The sequence below is a fragment of the Cupriavidus sp. 05N38 genome (assembly GCF_056397345.1).
The window spans coordinates 17,324-31,538 of sequence record NZ_JBFTNF010000052.1 but is presented as its reverse complement, the minus strand read 5'-3'; the positions used below and the strand labels follow the sequence as shown (position 1 = coordinate 31,538).

The following is a 14,215-nucleotide window of genomic DNA, read 5'->3' as shown; positions in this document are numbered from 1 at the left end:
AAACCCTGCCCATGCAACACCTCAGCCCCGGCGACGCGCAAGCCCTGCTTGCCGATTCGCCCGACGCACTCTTCATCGATTGCCGCAGCGAGATGGAATACCTGTTCGTCGGCCACCCCAAGGGCGCGCACAACGTGCCGTGGAACGACGGCCCGGACTGGGAAGTGAACCCGCATTTCGTGCAGGCGGTGAAGAAGCTGGCCGGCCAGGCGTCGGCGCGGCCGGTGCTGCTGATCTGCCGCAGCGGCAACCGCTCTTCGGCGGCGGCGCGCGCGCTGGAGGGCGCCGGCTTCACTACCGTCTTCAATGTGCTGCACGGCTTCGAAGGCGACCTGGACGCCGAGCGACACCGCAATACGCTCAACGGCTGGCGCCACGCCGGGCTGGCCTGGGAGCAGTACTAGGACGCCACCGCCACTCGCGGGTGGCCGAAAATCAAAAAGCCCGCGCTGTGCACGGGCTTTCCTGCCTGGCTCGGACCGGCTCCGGCACCACCTTGCGCAATGCAGAGGCAGCGGCCACGGCCGGGCGCATGATGCGTTTAGTGCATTACCAGCGGATGGGTCATCACCGTATCGAACTTTCCGAGGAAATCATCCACCTCTTCCACCGACGGCTCGCTTTCAATCAGACGCTTCACGTCCGCGCGAAAGCTCTCGGCCATCTGGCCGCCGAGAAAAATCTCGCGTTTCAGGTTCTTGTCGACGATTTCATAGCCGCCCGAGGCAAGAGGCGCATGCTCGACATCCGCACCAAACTCGACGATGCAATAATTGTCGCTGTTGTAGATCATTTGCATGGCACACCTCCGGGCTGTCATGGGTAAGCGGGGGGCCAACCATTGTTCAGTCTGCCGGCATGGTGCCCGGCTGCCCTCCGCGATTTCACCTCCAAGCTGAGGGTGTTCGCCTGGTTTTCAAGATTCTGCGTCGGCGAACCGCTTGAATGACCGCTCTAACTTCTCACAAGCGTTCCCTCACTATGTTGGGCAACGGCCGTCTGCGCAAGTTCTTAAGTTAGAGCGGAAAAGATATTTCCTCAGGGTGCGGCACACTGCGCACCGCACGCGGCGTTGCCCAGAAAGGCATCGAGCACGGCGTGGAAGCGCCCGGCCTGTTCGATATGCGACAGATGCGCGGCCTGCGGCAGGATCTCGAGGCGCGCGGCGGGAATGGCGCCGGCGATCTCCCGCGCCATCGCCGGCGGCGCGCTCTGATCCTCTTCTCCGGTCACCACCAGCGTGGGGCAATGGATGCGCGCGATCGCACCGGCCAGGTCGAAGGCCATGATCGCCAGCCCCGTGCCCACGTAGCCGTGCACTGGCGTTGCCAGCAGCATCTCGCGCACGCGTTGCGCCTCGTGCGCATGCGCGGCGCGGAACGGCGCGGTCAGCCAGCGCTCCAGCGTGCTGTCGGCCACGCCCGCCATGCCGTGCGCCTCCACATGCCCGATGCGGTCGTGCCACATCTGGTGCGCTTCGAGCGGCGTGCGGTTGACGGTATCGACCAGCGTCAGCGACAGCATCCGTTCCGGATACCGCAGCGCCAGGGTCTGGCCGATCATGCCGCCCACCGACACCCCCGCGAAATGCGCCTCCGGCACCGCCAGCGCGTCCATCAGGCCAGCCACGTCGTCGGCCATCCGGATCATCGAGTAAGCACCGATCGGCGCGTCGCTCTGGCCGTGGCCGCGCAGGTCGTAGCGCAGCACGCGGTAGCGCGGCGCAAGGTGCCGCGCGGTGGCGTCCCACAAGGTATGGTTGGCGCCCAGCGCATGCGCCAGAATCACCCAGGGGCCGTCGCCTCCGTCGATGCGCACGTGCAGGCTGACATCGCCCACGCGCACGCGGCGGGTTTCGGATGGTGGCTGGAGGGCATGCATGACGGATCTCCGGAAGTGGGTACGACACGGTGAACCACCTCGGCCCGCGGGCCGCGGCACGATGAATCAGCGCAGCGCTTCGCTGTCGCGGTAGACCAGTTCGATCTGCGTGCCGTCGGGCTCGGTCTGCCGCAGTTTCACCGGCATCCATTGCAATGATTGCGCCAGCCACACTTCCACGCGGCGCCGGTCGCCCGCATGCCGCGGCAGGCGCACGAAATGCTTGGCGCGCACCGAACCCTGCGCGGCTTCGACGTCCTCTTCCCCCACATACTGCACCTGCATGGGCTCCAGGTCACGCGTATCGCCCACGTCGAACGTCTCGGTCACGCCCGRCGATGCATAGCGCTGCGGCGTGCCGCGTACCATGCCCACCAGTTGCAGGAACACGCTGAAGCGGTCCTGCGCGTCAGGCGGCAGCGGCACCTGCTTGTTGCGGCCTTCGAATACCAGCGTCGCCCCCGCGCGGTCAAAGCGGGCCGCCTCCACGCGATTGCGCCGGCTTTCCTCGTAGCGTTCGGGCGCAAGGCCATGCTCGCCAAGTGCGCCGTTGCTGTGGAAGGCGAAGCGGAACCACAGCACGCGTGTCTCTACCGCCAGCTGGTAATGGCTGCCGTCATGCTGCCAGCGGATCAGCCCGTCCGGATTCTGGATGCCGTTGACGAAACTGGCGTAGTGCAACAGCATCGACGGCGGCGCCGCATAGCGAACGTTGTCGGCAGCCTCGGCGGCGGGCGCAGACGCCGCGGCGGAGGCAGGCGCCGAGGCGGCGCTGCCCGCCGTGCCGCCGGCGCTTGCCATGGCGGGGCCGGCCGGACCGGTCAGCAGCGCGGGGGCCTCGGCAGCTTCGGGCGGCGCCTCGGGTGGCGGGGTGGCCTCGGCCGGCGCCCGCACAGGACGGTGTTTCTGCGCGGCAGGCGCAGGCGGCCGCGCCTTTTCCAGGGGCGGCGCGGGCGGCGCCAGCAGGACCGCCTCGATGGGCGGCATGCCGGACGGGTCGATATGCGGCCCGCGGATGCCCATCAGGCCGGCCACCACGCCAAGATGCACGGCCAGCACCAATGCAAGCGCCGCCGCCCAGCGCAGGCGGCGCGAGACAGGTCTATCGCGAGAGGCCGTCTGGCCCGTGCGTCGGGCTGCCACCAAGATAACCAAGCTCCGAAGAAATCTGCCGCGCGATATCGCGCACGCGGCGGTCCACCGCCCCGCCCCATTCTGCATCGAATACGCTTTGCGCGCCGAGCACGATCAGGGCCATGGCGACATGCCCGTTGGCATCGAACACCGGCATCGAGAAAGCGTTGATGCCCGGCAGCACGCCACCCTTGATCCGCGCCGCGCCATTGGCCCGCACTTCGGCGCAGACCGCGTCGTAGTCGGCCTGCGAGCGCGGCAACTCCGGCAGCTCGTCATGGCCGCGCTCCGCCAGTTCCCGTTCGACCAGCGGCCGCGTTTGTTGTTTCGGCAGGTAGGCGCCGTAGAGACGGCCGGTGGCGGAGTTGAGCATGGGCATCACATCGCCCAGCCGCAGGCTCACCGTCACGGGGTGGCTGGACTCTTCCCAGTGCACGATGGTCGGGCCGTGGTTCCCCCACACGGCGATGCCGATGGTCTGGTCGATCTCGTCGCGCAGTTGCGACAGGATCGGGCGCGCCTTCTTGACCGGATCGAGCCGGTTCAGCCCGGCCAGACCAAGCTGCAGCGCGAAGGGCCCGAGGTCGTAGCGCCCGCCGACCGGATCCTGCACCACCATGCCCAGCCGCTGGAAACTGACCAGGTAGCGGTGGGCCTTGGCGGGGTTCATGTCGGCGGCGGCGGCCAGGTCGCGCAGCATCATGGCGCGCGGCGATACGGCCAGCGCCTGCAGCAGCTTGAAGCCGACCTCGATCGACTGGATGCCGGAGCGCAGCTTGGAATCGTCTTCTTCAGGTTCGGTCATGCGGCAACAAAGGGCTACTCAACAAAGGGCTACCAAGTGGCAAAGCGGATAAAGGCACGGCGCATCACACTGCCGGGAGCAACTCCGGGAAGCGCGGTGCCACCTTAGCCATAAATTTACTATAGCGAAATCGATTTACCAATTTTTAATCCGTGGGTAGACTTTGTGCGCACGACGAGCCGTCGCAGGCATGCGCCATGCAAAGTACATGGCGCGGCGCGGCCGCCTTCCAACCGGAGACAACCATGACCCGCCTTGCGCCCCGCGGCGATGCTGCCGCCAGCCTTTCCGCCCCACGTTCCGACTGCCGCCAACGCCGCTCCCCGCTGGCCCGTTCACTGCCCATGCTCGCCATGCTGGCGCTGGGCATCGCGACCGGCCAGCCGGCGCGCGCCGCGGACAACTGGYCGGGCCAGCCGGTGCGCTGGGTGGTGCCCTACCCCGCCGGCGGCGGCACCGACGTGGTGGCGCGCACGCTCGGCCAGGCCATCACGCCGGCGCTGGGCCAGCAGGTGGTGATCGACAACCGCCCCGGTGCCGCCACCATCGTCGGCGCCGACGCGGTGGCGCACGCCCGGCCCGACGGCTACACCCTGCTGACCGCCGACACCGCCACGCTGGCGGCCAACCCGTCACTCTACAAGAAGCTGCCCTACAACGCCGACAAGGACTTCGTGCATGTGGGCATGGTGGCGCGCTTTCCGCTGATCCTGGTCGCCACGCCGAACTTCCCGGCGCGCACGCTCAAGGAGGCGGTGGAGTATGCGCAGAAGAACCCGGGCAAGGTCAATTTCGCCTCGCCGGGCGCCGGCAGCCCGCATCACCTGGCCATGGAGCTGTTCATGGACCAGACCCACACGAAGATGACGCACGTGCCATACAAGGGCGCGGCACCGGCAGTGCAGGACCTGCTGGCGGGCCAGGTCGACCTGATGTTCCTGGACCTCGCGGCAGGCCAGCAGAACATCGTGGCAGGCAAGGTGCGCGCGCTTGGCGCGGCCACGCCCCGGCGCCTGCCGGCGCTGCCCACGGTGCCGACCGTGGCCGAGGCCGGCGTGCCCGGTTTCGAGGCCTACGCCTGGCAGGGCGTGGTGGCGCCGGCGGGCACGCCGCGCCCGGTGGTGACGCGCCTGAATGCCGAGCTGGTGAAGGCGCTCAAGAGCCCGGACGTGCAGAAGCGCTTCGAGGGCATCGGCGTGGAACCGGTGTCGGGCACGCCGGAGGAATTCGCGCAATATGCGCGCGCCGAGTCCGAGCGCTGGGGCAAACTGATCAAGGCCAAGGGCATCACGGTAGACTAGCGGGCCGCCGCGCCGGCCCCGCATGGCGCCGGCGCGGCACCCGCTTTGTCCCAATGTTCCCGAATACATGAAACTCGCCACCCTCAAGGACGGCTCGCGCGACGGCCAGCTCGTGGTCGTCTCGCGCGACCTCAAGACCGCGCACTACGTCAACGATATCGCCGGCACGCTGCAGGCCGTGCTGGACGACTGGAACTTCTATGCGCCGCAGCTGCAGGACGTCTACGACGCCCTCAACGCCGGCCGCGGACGCCATCCCTTCGCCTTCGATCCCCGTGCCTGCATGGCGCCGCTGCCGCGCGCCTACCAGTGGGCCGACGGCTCCGCCTACGTGAACCACGTCGAACTGGTGCGCCGCGCGCGCGGCGCCGAGATGCCGCCCGAGTTCTGGACCGATCCGCTGATGTACCAGGGCGGCTCCGACGACCTGCTCGGCCCGCACGACGATATCGTGTGCGCCAGCGAGGCCCACGGCATCGACTTCGAGGCCGAGGTGGCCGTCATCACCGGCGACGTCAAGGCCGGCRCCACGCCCGCGCAGGCCGCCGAGGGCATCCGCCTGCTGTTGCTGGCCAACGACGTGTCGCTGCGCAACCTGATCCCGGCCGAGCTGGGCAAGGGCTTCGGCTTCTTCCAGAGCAAGCCGGCCACGGCGTTCTCGCCGGTGGCGGTGACTCCGGACGAGCTGGGCGAAGCCTGGCGCGAGCGCCGCGTGCACCTGCCGATGACGGTGCACTGGAACAGCAAGAAAGTGGGCTGGCCCGATTGCGGCACCGACATGGTGTTCGATTTCGGCCAGCTGATCGCGCATATCTGCAAGACGCGCAATGTGCGCGCCGGCAGCATCGTCGGCTCGGGCACGATTTCCAACGTGGACCGCAGCAAGGGCTACTGCTGCATCGCCGAGAAGCGCATGCTGGAGATCATCGACGGTGGCCAGCCCGTCACCGGCTTCATGAAGTTCGGCGACGCGGTCAAGATCGAGATGTTCGACGCGCAGGGCCACTCGGTGTTCGGCGCCATCGACCAGCTGGTGTCGGCGCGCAGCTGAGACGACGCACGGCGGCCGCTGGCGGCGGCGCGGCCGACGTGCTTATAATTTACCGACCGCTCGGTTGGCGAATTGCCACCGGTTGCGCGATCACCGGATCCGCAGCCGCCGGCGGCGCCCCGGGCCGCCTGGCGCGGCCCGGCCCACGCTCCACTATGGAATGGCCAAGGCCATCGCAGCCCATGTCCGCACTCCCCCCGCAAGCCCCGCCCCCCGCTCCCGAAGGCACCCCGCCGCTTTCGCCGCGCTATGCCCGCTACAGCGCGCTGACCCTGCGCCAGCACGGGCCCATCCTCGAGATCGTGATGGGCGCGGACCAGTCGGCCAACCGCAAGCTGGCCACCGCCGACGCCAATATGCACCGCGAGCTGGCCGAGATCTGGCGCGACGTCTCCGCCGACCCCGACATCCGCGTGGCGCTGATCCGCGGCGAAGGCAAGGGCTTCTCGGCCGGCGGCGACCTCTCGCTGGTCGAGGACATGGCCAACGACTTCGCCACCCGCACGCGCGTATGGCACGAGGCGCGCGACCTGGTCTACAACGTCATCAACTGCGACAAGCCCATCGTGTCCGCCATGCACGGCCCGGCCGTGGGCGCCGGCCTGGTGGCAGGGCTGCTGGCCGATATCTCGATCGCCGCCAGGAACGCGCGCATCGTCGACGGCCATACCCGGCTGGGCGTGGCGGCCGGGGACCATGCCGCCATCGTGTGGCCCCTGCTGTGCGGGATGGCCAAGGCCAAGTACTATCTGATGCTGTGCGAGTCGGTGAGCGGCGAAGAGGCCGAGCGCATCGGGCTGGTGTCGCTGGTGGTGGACGAGTCGGAACTGGTCGAGCGCGCCTTCGACGTGGCGCGCCGGCTGGCCGCCGGCTCCCAGACCGCGATCCGCTGGACCAAGTACGCGCTCAATAACTGGCTGCGCATGGCGGGCCCGTCGTTCGACAGCTCGCTGGCGCTTGAATTCATGGGCTTTGCCGGCCCCGACGTGCAGGAAGGCGTGGCCAGCCTGCGGGAAAAGCGGCCGCCGCAGTTCGATTGAGGCAGTCCGCTTGTTGCAGTCCGTTGATGCAGTCCGCTTGATGCAATCCGATTAAAGTAGTTCGACCCCCGCAGCCGGCCATGCCGGCTGCCGACCCCTCGGAGGCGAGTGACCATGTTTGGCCAGATTCCTGATTTCACCAACGGCTTCGAGTTCCTGCGCAAGATGTGGGGCAGTGCTGCCGGCATGCCCGGCGGCCTGATGCCCGGCCTGCAGGCCATGACCCCACCGATGGACCTGGAAGAGCTGGAGAAGCGCATCCAGGACCTCAAGGCGGTGGAAGGCTGGCTGCAGCTCAATGTGAACCTGCTGCGCACCACCATCCAGGGCCTGGAAGTCCAGCGCGCCACCCTGGTGGCGCTGCAGACCTTCGGCAGCGCGCTCTCGCCCGAGGCCATGCAAAGCGCGATGGAAAACGTGGCGCGTGCCGCCAACGCGCCCAGCGCCGTGCCGCCGCACCAGCGCAAGGAGGAGCCGTCGCCGCCGTTCCGCGCGCGCCCCGAGCCCACGGTGGAAGAAAACGAGGACGAGGAAGACAACGGCCCCGAGGAAGGGCAGCCCGAAGCCGCCGATGCACCCGAGGCCGGGGCCGCCCAAGCCGGCAGCCACGAAGGCGCCGCGGCGCCCAACGCCGGCATCTGGTGGGACATGCTGCAGCAGCAGTTCAACCAGATCGCCGCCAGCGCCGCCACCTCCAGCCTGAATCCGTTCGGCAACCTCGGCAGCTTCGGCATGCCGGGCGCGGCCACGCCCGAGCCCGCACCGGCCACGCCGGCGACGGCGCCGCGCGGCGAGGCGGCGGCCGGCACGGCCAAGCCGGCAAAAAAGGCGCCCGCCGGGAAATCCGCTGCAAAGACTGGCGCAAAGACCGGCGCAAAGACCGGCACGAAAGCCGCGGCGGAACCCGCCGGCAAGGCGCCCGCCAAGCCCGCGAGCAAGACCCCGGCCAAGGCACCGGCCAAGCGGCCGGCAAGCAAGACACCCGCCACCGCCAAGCCGGACAGCTCGCCCGGCGACGAAAGCTGAGGCAGCGCCCGGCCTGTCCCCTGAACCCGCCCCAAAGCCCATGCCGTCACAGAAGACCACTTCGCTGATCATGCTGGGCGGCGGCGCGCGCGCGGCCTACCAGGCCGGCGTGCTGCGCGGCATCGCACGCATCGCCGCCCGGCACGGGCGCGATCGCGGCCGCATTCCCTTCGACATCATCTGCGGCACTTCGGCCGGCGCCATCAACGGCGCCGGCATGGCCATCAACGCCGCCAACTTCCGCGCCGCGGCCGACAGCCTGGGCGCGCTCTGGAGCGGCATCCACGCCGAGGACGTCTACCGTACCGGCCTGATGGGCGTGGGCGCCTCGGGCGCGCGCTGGCTCTCCGCGCTGGCCTTCGGGTGGGCAACCCGCCGCGCGCCGCGCGCGCTGTTCGACAACACCCCGCTGGGCAGCATGCTGAGCGAGCTGTTCGATCCCGAGCGCGTGCAGGACAGCCTGGATGCCGGCGACCTGCAGGCCTTTGCCGTGACCGCGCTGTCCTATACCACCGGCCGCCACGTCACCTTCTACCAGTCGCACCGCCGCATCCATCCGTGGAAACGCAGCCAGCGGCTGGCGGTGGAGGCAAAGATCGGCGTGGACCACCTGCTCGCCTCATCCTCGATCCCGTTCCTGTTTCCCGCGCTGCCGCTGGAACTGGAGGGCCACCACGAGTGGTTCGGCGACGGCACCATGCGCCAGATGTCGCCGCTCTCGCCGGCCATCCACCTGGGCGCCTCGCGCATCCTGGCCATCGGCGCGGCCTCGCGCCAGCGCCCGGGCTGGTTCGACACCGTGCCGGCGGGCGGCTACCCGTCGCTGGCGCAGGTGGGCGGGCAAGCGCTGGCGAGCATCTTCCTGGACGGTCTTTCCGCGGACCTGGAACGGCTGCAGCACATCAACAGCCTGCTGTCGCGGATGCCGGAAATCGCCAACGACCGCGAAGGCTGGCGCCCGATCCAGGTGATGACCGTCGCGCCCAGCGAACCCATCGAAGCCATCGCCGCCGAACACGTGCAACGGCTGCCGCGCACCGTGCGCGCGCTGCTGGCGCCGCTGGGCGGCACCGAGGCACGCGGCGCCGCCTTCGCCAGCTACCTGCTGTTCGAGCCGGAGTTCACCAAGGCGCTGATCGGCCTCGGCGAGCGGGACGCGATGGCGCAGCAGCACGAACTCGCCGCTTTCCTGTACGACGCCGTCGCGCCGGACACCGGCGGCAGGCCCGGGCCTGCCGACGCGCCCGCGGCTGCATTTCAGCGCGAACCACCGACAGGCGTGACGGCCTAACCTATATGGCCCGCGCCATGAGTGGCTTATTATTCCCTTTGTGCTTGTCGATCCTCCCGGAACGCGAACGGACGGGACCGGTAAGCGGCCACCCAGGCGCGATATTCGCCCACTAGTTTGCCTTGCGCGGGCCAAGGCGCAGGCAAGCTCTTGCTTTCGACACAAAAAGGGCGTTGGGAATAATTCGCATCTGGTAGAATCTGCGCGTAATTTCAAAGGCTTACCATGCTCTACCCCGAACTGTTCAAATCGCTGGAAGCGGTCCGTTGGCACATGGACAAGGACATCCCCTGGGATTCCTTCGACCCGAGCCTGCTCACCGACGACCAGGCCAAGACGATTCGCATGAATGCCATCACGGAATGGTCGGCCCTGCCCGCCACGGAGATGTTCCTGCGCGACAACCGCCACGATTCCGACTTTTCGGCCTTCATGAGCATCTGGTTCTTTGAAGAACAGAAGCACTCGCTGGTCCTGATGGAATACCTGCGGCGCTTCCGCCCGGACCTGGTGCCGACCGAGGAAGAACTGCACGCCGTGCGCTTCGAGTTCGACCCGGCCCCGCCGCTGGAAACCCTGATGCTGCATTTCTGCGGGGAAATCCGCCTGAACCACTGGTATCGCCGTGCCGCCGAATGGCACACCGAGCCGGTCATCAAGCAGATCTACCGCACCCTGTCGCAGGACGAAGCCCGCCAYGSCGGCGCCTACCTGCGCTACATGAAGAAATACCTCAACCAGTTCGGCGACAGCGCGCGCTCGGCGTTTGCCAAGATCGGCGTGCTGATGGCCTCGGCGCGCCGCACCGACAAGCCGCTGCACCCGACCAACCTGCACGTCAACAAGAACCTGTTCCCGAACGACACCATCCAGTCGCGGCTGCCGGATCCGGACTGGCTCGAGCACTGGCTCGACGAACAGATCCGCTTCGACGAAGGCTGGGAGAAGAAGGTGATCGAGCGGATCCTGCACAATATGTCGCTGCTGTTCGAGCGCACTTTCGAGACGGTGCAGGACCTGAACCGCTACCGGAAGGAACTGAATGCCCGGTTGCAGGCCGCAGGTGGCGCGCAGCCCGCGCAGGCCTGAGCCCGCCCTTTGCGCCGGAGGTTGCCTAGCGCCTTCGGAGTGACGAGCCCCATCCGATGATGGGGCTTTGTTTTTTCAAGCCAACCCGCCGCCCATCGCCATGCTCCCCGCCTCCTTCGAGTCCAAACTGGTCCCGCCCGACAACGCCGCAGCGCTGGCGGAGCATCTGGCCGCGCTGCCGCGCCCCATGGTCTTCACCAACGGCGTCTTCGACATCCTGCACCGCGGGCATGCCACCTACCTCGCGCAGGCGAGGGAGATGGGCGCCAGCCTGGTGGTGGGCGTCAACAGCGACGCCTCGGTCCGCATGCTCGGCAAGGGCGACGACCGCCCGCTCAATCACGAGACGGACCGCATGGCACTGCTGGCCGCGCTGGCATCGGTGGACCTGGTGGTGATGTTCCGCGAAAAGACGCCGGTGGAGCTGATCCGGCTGGTGCGCCCGGACATCTACGTCAAGGGCGGCGACTACGACATCAATACGCTCGAAGAAACGCGGCTGGTGCGCAGCTGGGGCGGGCAGGCGCACGCCATCGCGTTCCGGCACGACCGCTCCACCACCAAGCTGCTGGCCAAGGTGCGCCAGGGCGGCTGAGCCCCTGGCCCAAGCCGCGCAACGACAGTACAACCGGTACGGCAAGGCCGCGCAACGACGCCAGGATCTTTTTGAAGCAGCCCCCTGAGGCTGTTTCAAAATGAAGCGAAGCGGTCCTGGCTAGGGCGGAGCAGGGAATTCGGATCACGCAGTGATCCGCCTGCGCAGCGGTGCGCGCCTGCCAGCGCGCATGCGCCCTGCAAGGGCGCGGCCGCAGACAGTACAACCGGTACGGCAAGGCCGCGCAACGACGCCAGGATCTTTTTGAAGCAGCCTCAGGCGCAGGTCAGCATGGCCTGGACGCCATAGCGGCGGCGCACCTCATCAAGGCGCGTGCGCAGCGCGGCATCGACGTTGCGCACACGCAGCCACTGGCGCGTGAGCGGATGCGGCGCGTCGCTCAGCAGCGCGGTGCGCACGCCGTGTTCGCGCAGGTTGTCGAGGAAGTGCTCGGCATGCTCGCGCTCCTGGAACAGGCCAAGCGATACCGTATAGGTTTCCGGCGAGCCGCCGCTGACCACCGCCACATCGGTGATATTGCGCCGGCGCAGCTCGCCCAGCTTGCGCTCCAGGTTTTCACGCGAAGCCTGCGGCGGCAGGTGGATCCACCAGCGCGCCTGTTCCTGCCGCTCGAACTGCTCGACCCGCCAGCCCCCCGGCGGCGCGCCGGCCAGCTCGTCGGCCACGCGCCGCACCAGTTCCCCGTTGAAGCCCCCAATCTCCACGCAGGCCGCGGCGGGCGCGGCTGCCTGCACGGCGCTGGCGCCTGGCGCGTCCGGCGCGCCCTGGCCCGGTTCGAGCTGCTGCAGCGCAGCCGCCGGCGCGGGCGCGGAGGCCGCATGCGCGCCTTCTTGCCGCGCCAGCTGGCGGAAACGTTCGGCGCGCGTCTGCTGGGCGGCGCGTTCGGGCTCGCGCGGGCTTTCCAGCCATCCTGACAAAGGCCGGGGGCCGAAGGCGCCGAGCACGGCGGCCAGCAACAGGGCGTTGAGCAATGCCAGCAGGATGAACAGGTTTCGCAGGAGCATGGGGGCGATGCGGGGCGGAACGCCGGGTCGGGCGTGAAGGAGTTGGGAAAATCCGGACAACGCGGGCTCAGCCCGGCAAGGTATCGAGTCCGCTCTGCGTGGCCATGACATGCAGGCCGAGCAGCACGAGATTATCGTGCATCTCGAACGGCATGGAGAGCGCGTTGGCGAGTATGTGGCGAGCGCCGCCCGAGAGCAGGCAGCGCACCGGCCCCCGTTCGGCCAGGGCGCGCCAGGTGCGCTCCACGGCACCGGCCTGCGCCGCCAGGCAGCCGGCGGCGATGGCGTCGCGCGTATTGTCGGCCCAGGGCGCGGCAAGGCCGGCATCGCCGGCCCCCAGCGCGGGCAACTGCGCGGTGTTGCGCGCCAGCGCGCCCAGCATCAGGTCCAGCCCGGGCAGGATCAGGCCGCCCTCGAAGCGGTCCTGCGCGCTCACCACGTCGAGCGTGGTGGCGGTGCCGGCGGTGACGATCAGCAAGGCACCATGCGGGCGGTAGCAACGCGCGCCGATGCTGCCGATCCAGCGATCCACGCCGAGCWGGCCGGGATCGCGGTAGCCGTTGACCAGGCCACCGAAGCGCGGCGCCGAGCGCACCCAGTTGGCCTTGGTGCCGGCGCCGAACTCCGTATCCAGCGCGGCCTGCAGGCTGGCCGCCAAGGCCGCGCCGGCCACGTTGCTGACCCACACCAGCGGCCGCGTGCCGGCGGGCATGGTCTCGCGCAGCGCGCCCCACTGCGCCAGCAGGGTGGCAAGTTCGTCGTGGGCCACCGCGCCCCAGTGCTGCCACGGCGCGGGCAAGGGGCCTTCCGCGACCGCGCCGGGCCAGGCTTGCTGGCACCAGGCCCATTTCAGGCGGGTGTTGCCGATATCGATCAGCAGTTGCGGCACGGCCGCCGTGCCCGCGGATGCGCTGGCCACGTCGATGCTCATGCCTGCGCTCCGCCGGTGCCGGGCTGCGCCGGCCGCAGCGAGACCTCGCCGCTGGAAACACGCTCCAGCCCGGCAGCCGTTTCAAGCAGCAGGTGGCCTTCGCCATCCACGCCGCGCGCCAGCCCTTCGGCCTGCACCTGGCCATCGTGCAGCAGCCGCACGGGCTGGTCGCGATAAGCGTCGCGCGCAGACCAGCGCTGCGCCATCGGCGCGAAGCCGGTGGCGATGAACTGCACGCGCATCGCCGCGAGCCGGTTCAGCACGGCAGCCAGCAGCGCGGTCGGGTCGGCCGCCGGCAGGTACTCGCCCACGCCGGCCAGGCTGCGCCCGAGCGCGACTTCCATCTGCGCATCGCGCACCAGGTTCAGGCCGATGCCGATCACCGCCCACACCCGCTGCGGTCCCGCGGGCACCGATTCGATCAGGATGCCGGCCAGCTTGCGGCCGTCGATCTGCAGGTCGTTGGGCCATTTCAGGCCGACGGCGGCGCCAAGCCGTGCATCGCAGTCGGCCAGCGCCTCGGCCAGCGCCAGGCCGACGGCCAGGCTCAGCCCGCTGAGCCGCGACGGCGCCAGCGGCAACGGCAACGCGACCGAGAAGGTCAGTCCGGCCTGGCCTTGCCAGGGACGGCCCTGGCGCCCGCGCCCGGCGGTCTGGCGATAGGCCAGGCGCAGCGCGCCGGCCTCGCCCCACGCAGCGCTGCGGCTGGCCAGCGTCAGGTCGGCATTGGTGGAGCCGGTCTCGTCGACCACGTCCAGCGCCCAGTCGCGCGCGGCGCCGTCCAGCGCGGCGCGCAGGCGCCCGGTGTCGATACGCCAGGCGGGTGCCGGCGGCGAAGGCGAGGACGGCGGGAGCGAAGGCTGGTCAGAGGACATGCGGAGCAATGTAGACGGAAAGCAGGGGAAACACGGGAAGCACGGAGCACAATGGGCGCAAGGGCCGCGCACGGCGTCCCCCCTGCGGGGCGGGCCAGCCCGCATTGTAGCCGCGCCCATCGCTCACGGATCGGGTGATGGATCGGGTGATGGATCGGGTGACGGATCGGA

Annotated in this window: 15 protein-coding genes; 8 read left to right on the top strand and 7 right to left on the bottom strand. The window is 69.2% G+C overall.

Going from position 1 to position 14,215, the window contains the following annotated elements; genetic code table 11:
- The first annotated feature begins 11 nt into the window (after positions 1-11).
- Positions 12-404, top strand: a complete 393-nt coding sequence (locus AC1DK4_RS29615) for a rhodanese-like domain-containing protein (protein ID WP_441621239.1) — start codon at positions 12-14, stop codon at positions 402-404.
- A 137-nt stretch (positions 405-541) separates the two neighbouring features.
- Here the strand turns inward: AC1DK4_RS29615 and AC1DK4_RS29610 are convergent, their stop codons facing one another.
- The 4 genes from AC1DK4_RS29610 to AC1DK4_RS29595 all read right to left on the bottom strand — a co-directional run bounded on the left by AC1DK4_RS29610 (position 542) and on the right by AC1DK4_RS29595 (position 3,820).
- On the bottom strand, positions 542-799 hold the full coding sequence (locus AC1DK4_RS29610) for a BTH_I0359 family protein (protein WP_017227282.1): 258 nt from the start codon (positions 797-799) through the stop codon (positions 542-544).
- Positions 800-1,038: 239 nt separating this feature from the next.
- Positions 1,039-1,881 carry an alpha/beta fold hydrolase gene (locus AC1DK4_RS29605; protein ID WP_441621241.1) on the bottom strand — a complete coding sequence of 281 codons (843 nt, stop codon included), beginning with the start codon at positions 1,879-1,881 and terminating at the stop codon, positions 1,039-1,041.
- A gap of 66 nt (positions 1,882-1,947) precedes the next feature.
- Positions 1,948-3,024 carry a DUF3108 domain-containing protein gene (locus AC1DK4_RS29600; protein WP_477131953.1) on the bottom strand — a complete coding sequence of 359 codons (1,077 nt, stop codon included), beginning with the start codon at positions 3,022-3,024 and terminating at the stop codon, positions 1,948-1,950.
- Complete coding sequence (locus AC1DK4_RS29595; RefSeq protein WP_441621243.1) at positions 2,984-3,820, bottom strand: IclR family transcriptional regulator; 837 nt, start codon at positions 3,818-3,820, stop codon at positions 2,984-2,986. Before AC1DK4_RS29595 ends, AC1DK4_RS29600 begins: the two co-directional genes overlap by 41 nt.
- A 344-nt stretch (positions 3,821-4,164) precedes the next feature.
- On the opposite strand from AC1DK4_RS29595, the gene AC1DK4_RS29590 reads away from it, so the two are divergent.
- From AC1DK4_RS29590 to rfaE2, 7 genes are all read left to right on the top strand, one after another.
- Positions 4,165-5,121 (top strand): Bug family tripartite tricarboxylate transporter substrate binding protein, encoded by a 957-nt coding sequence (locus AC1DK4_RS29590; protein WP_477131952.1) that lies wholly within the window; start codon positions 4,165-4,167, stop codon positions 5,119-5,121.
- Positions 5,122-5,188: 67 nt separating this feature from the next.
- Positions 5,189-6,172 carry a fumarylacetoacetate hydrolase family protein gene (locus AC1DK4_RS29585; protein WP_477131950.1) on the top strand — a complete coding sequence of 328 codons (984 nt, stop codon included), beginning with the start codon at positions 5,189-5,191 and terminating at the stop codon, positions 6,170-6,172.
- 182 nt (positions 6,173-6,354) lie between these two features.
- Positions 6,355-7,212: an enoyl-CoA hydratase/isomerase family protein gene (locus tag AC1DK4_RS29580; protein ID WP_441621247.1), complete on the top strand. Its 858-nt coding sequence runs from the start codon at positions 6,355-6,357 to the stop codon at positions 7,210-7,212.
- 114 nt (positions 7,213-7,326) lie between these two features.
- Complete coding sequence (locus tag AC1DK4_RS29575) at positions 7,327-8,238, top strand: PhaM family polyhydroxyalkanoate granule multifunctional regulatory protein (protein WP_441650254.1); 912 nt, start codon at positions 7,327-7,329, stop codon at positions 8,236-8,238.
- Between the two features lie 40 nt (positions 8,239-8,278).
- Positions 8,279-9,529, top strand: a complete 1,251-nt coding sequence (locus AC1DK4_RS29570; RefSeq protein WP_441650253.1) for a patatin-like phospholipase family protein — start codon at positions 8,279-8,281, stop codon at positions 9,527-9,529.
- 225 nt (positions 9,530-9,754) lie between these two features.
- The gene (locus tag AC1DK4_RS29565) at positions 9,755-10,618 is read left to right on the top strand and encodes a ferritin family protein (RefSeq protein ID WP_477131949.1); all 864 of its coding nucleotides are present in this window, start codon (positions 9,755-9,757) and stop codon (positions 10,616-10,618) included.
- Positions 10,619-10,718: 100 nt separating this feature from the next.
- On the top strand, positions 10,719-11,213 hold the full coding sequence (gene rfaE2 / locus AC1DK4_RS29560) for a D-glycero-beta-D-manno-heptose 1-phosphate adenylyltransferase (protein ID WP_441621323.1): 495 nt from the start codon (positions 10,719-10,721) through the stop codon (positions 11,211-11,213).
- A 275-nt stretch (positions 11,214-11,488) separates the two neighbouring features.
- Here rfaE2 and AC1DK4_RS29555 read toward each other — a convergent pair whose 3' ends face one another.
- The 3 genes from AC1DK4_RS29555 to AC1DK4_RS29545 form a co-directional block, all read right to left on the bottom strand.
- Positions 11,489-12,238 (bottom strand): SPOR domain-containing protein, encoded by a 750-nt coding sequence (locus tag AC1DK4_RS29555; RefSeq protein ID WP_441650252.1) that lies wholly within the window; start codon positions 12,236-12,238, stop codon positions 11,489-11,491.
- Positions 12,239-12,305: 67 nt separating this feature from the next.
- On the bottom strand, positions 12,306-13,169 hold the full coding sequence (locus tag AC1DK4_RS29550) for a type III pantothenate kinase (protein WP_477131948.1): 864 nt from the start codon (positions 13,167-13,169) through the stop codon (positions 12,306-12,308).
- Positions 13,166-14,044: a biotin--[acetyl-CoA-carboxylase] ligase gene (locus AC1DK4_RS29545; RefSeq protein WP_441650250.1), complete on the bottom strand. Its 879-nt coding sequence runs from the start codon at positions 14,042-14,044 to the stop codon at positions 13,166-13,168. The genes AC1DK4_RS29550 and AC1DK4_RS29545 overlap by 4 nt, the downstream gene beginning before the upstream one ends.
- Between the last annotated feature and the right edge of the window lie 171 nt (positions 14,045-14,215).

What these genes read in the sequence shown, in the direction of transcription:
- AC1DK4_RS29610 (WP_017227282.1), bottom strand. Translation starts at nt 799, where the DNA reads ATGCAAATGATCTACAACAGCGACAATTATTGCATCGTCGAGTTTGGT.
- AC1DK4_RS29615 (WP_441621239.1), top strand. Translation starts at nt 12, where the DNA reads ATGCAACACCTCAGCCCCGGCGACGCGCAAGCCCTGCTTGCCGATTCG.
- AC1DK4_RS29555 (WP_441650252.1), bottom strand. Translation starts at nt 12,238, where the DNA reads ATGCTCCTGCGAAACCTGTTCATCCTGCTGGCATTGCTCAACGCCCTG.
- AC1DK4_RS29570 (WP_441650253.1), top strand. Translation starts at nt 8,279, where the DNA reads ATGCCGTCACAGAAGACCACTTCGCTGATCATGCTGGGCGGCGGCGCG.
- AC1DK4_RS29595 (WP_441621243.1), bottom strand. Translation starts at nt 3,820, where the DNA reads ATGACCGAACCTGAAGAAGACGATTCCAAGCTGCGCTCCGGCATCCAG.
- AC1DK4_RS29575 (WP_441650254.1), top strand. Translation starts at nt 7,327, where the DNA reads ATGTTTGGCCAGATTCCTGATTTCACCAACGGCTTCGAGTTCCTGCGC.
- AC1DK4_RS29545 (WP_441650250.1), bottom strand. Translation starts at nt 14,044, where the DNA reads ATGTCCTCTGACCAGCCTTCGCTCCCGCCGTCCTCGCCTTCGCCGCCG.
- AC1DK4_RS29605 (WP_441621241.1), bottom strand. Translation starts at nt 1,881, where the DNA reads ATGCATGCCCTCCAGCCACCATCCGAAACCCGCCGCGTGCGCGTGGGC.
- rfaE2 (WP_441621323.1), top strand. Translation starts at nt 10,719, where the DNA reads ATGCTCCCCGCCTCCTTCGAGTCCAAACTGGTCCCGCCCGACAACGCC.
- AC1DK4_RS29580 (WP_441621247.1), top strand. Translation starts at nt 6,355, where the DNA reads ATGTCCGCACTCCCCCCGCAAGCCCCGCCCCCCGCTCCCGAAGGCACC.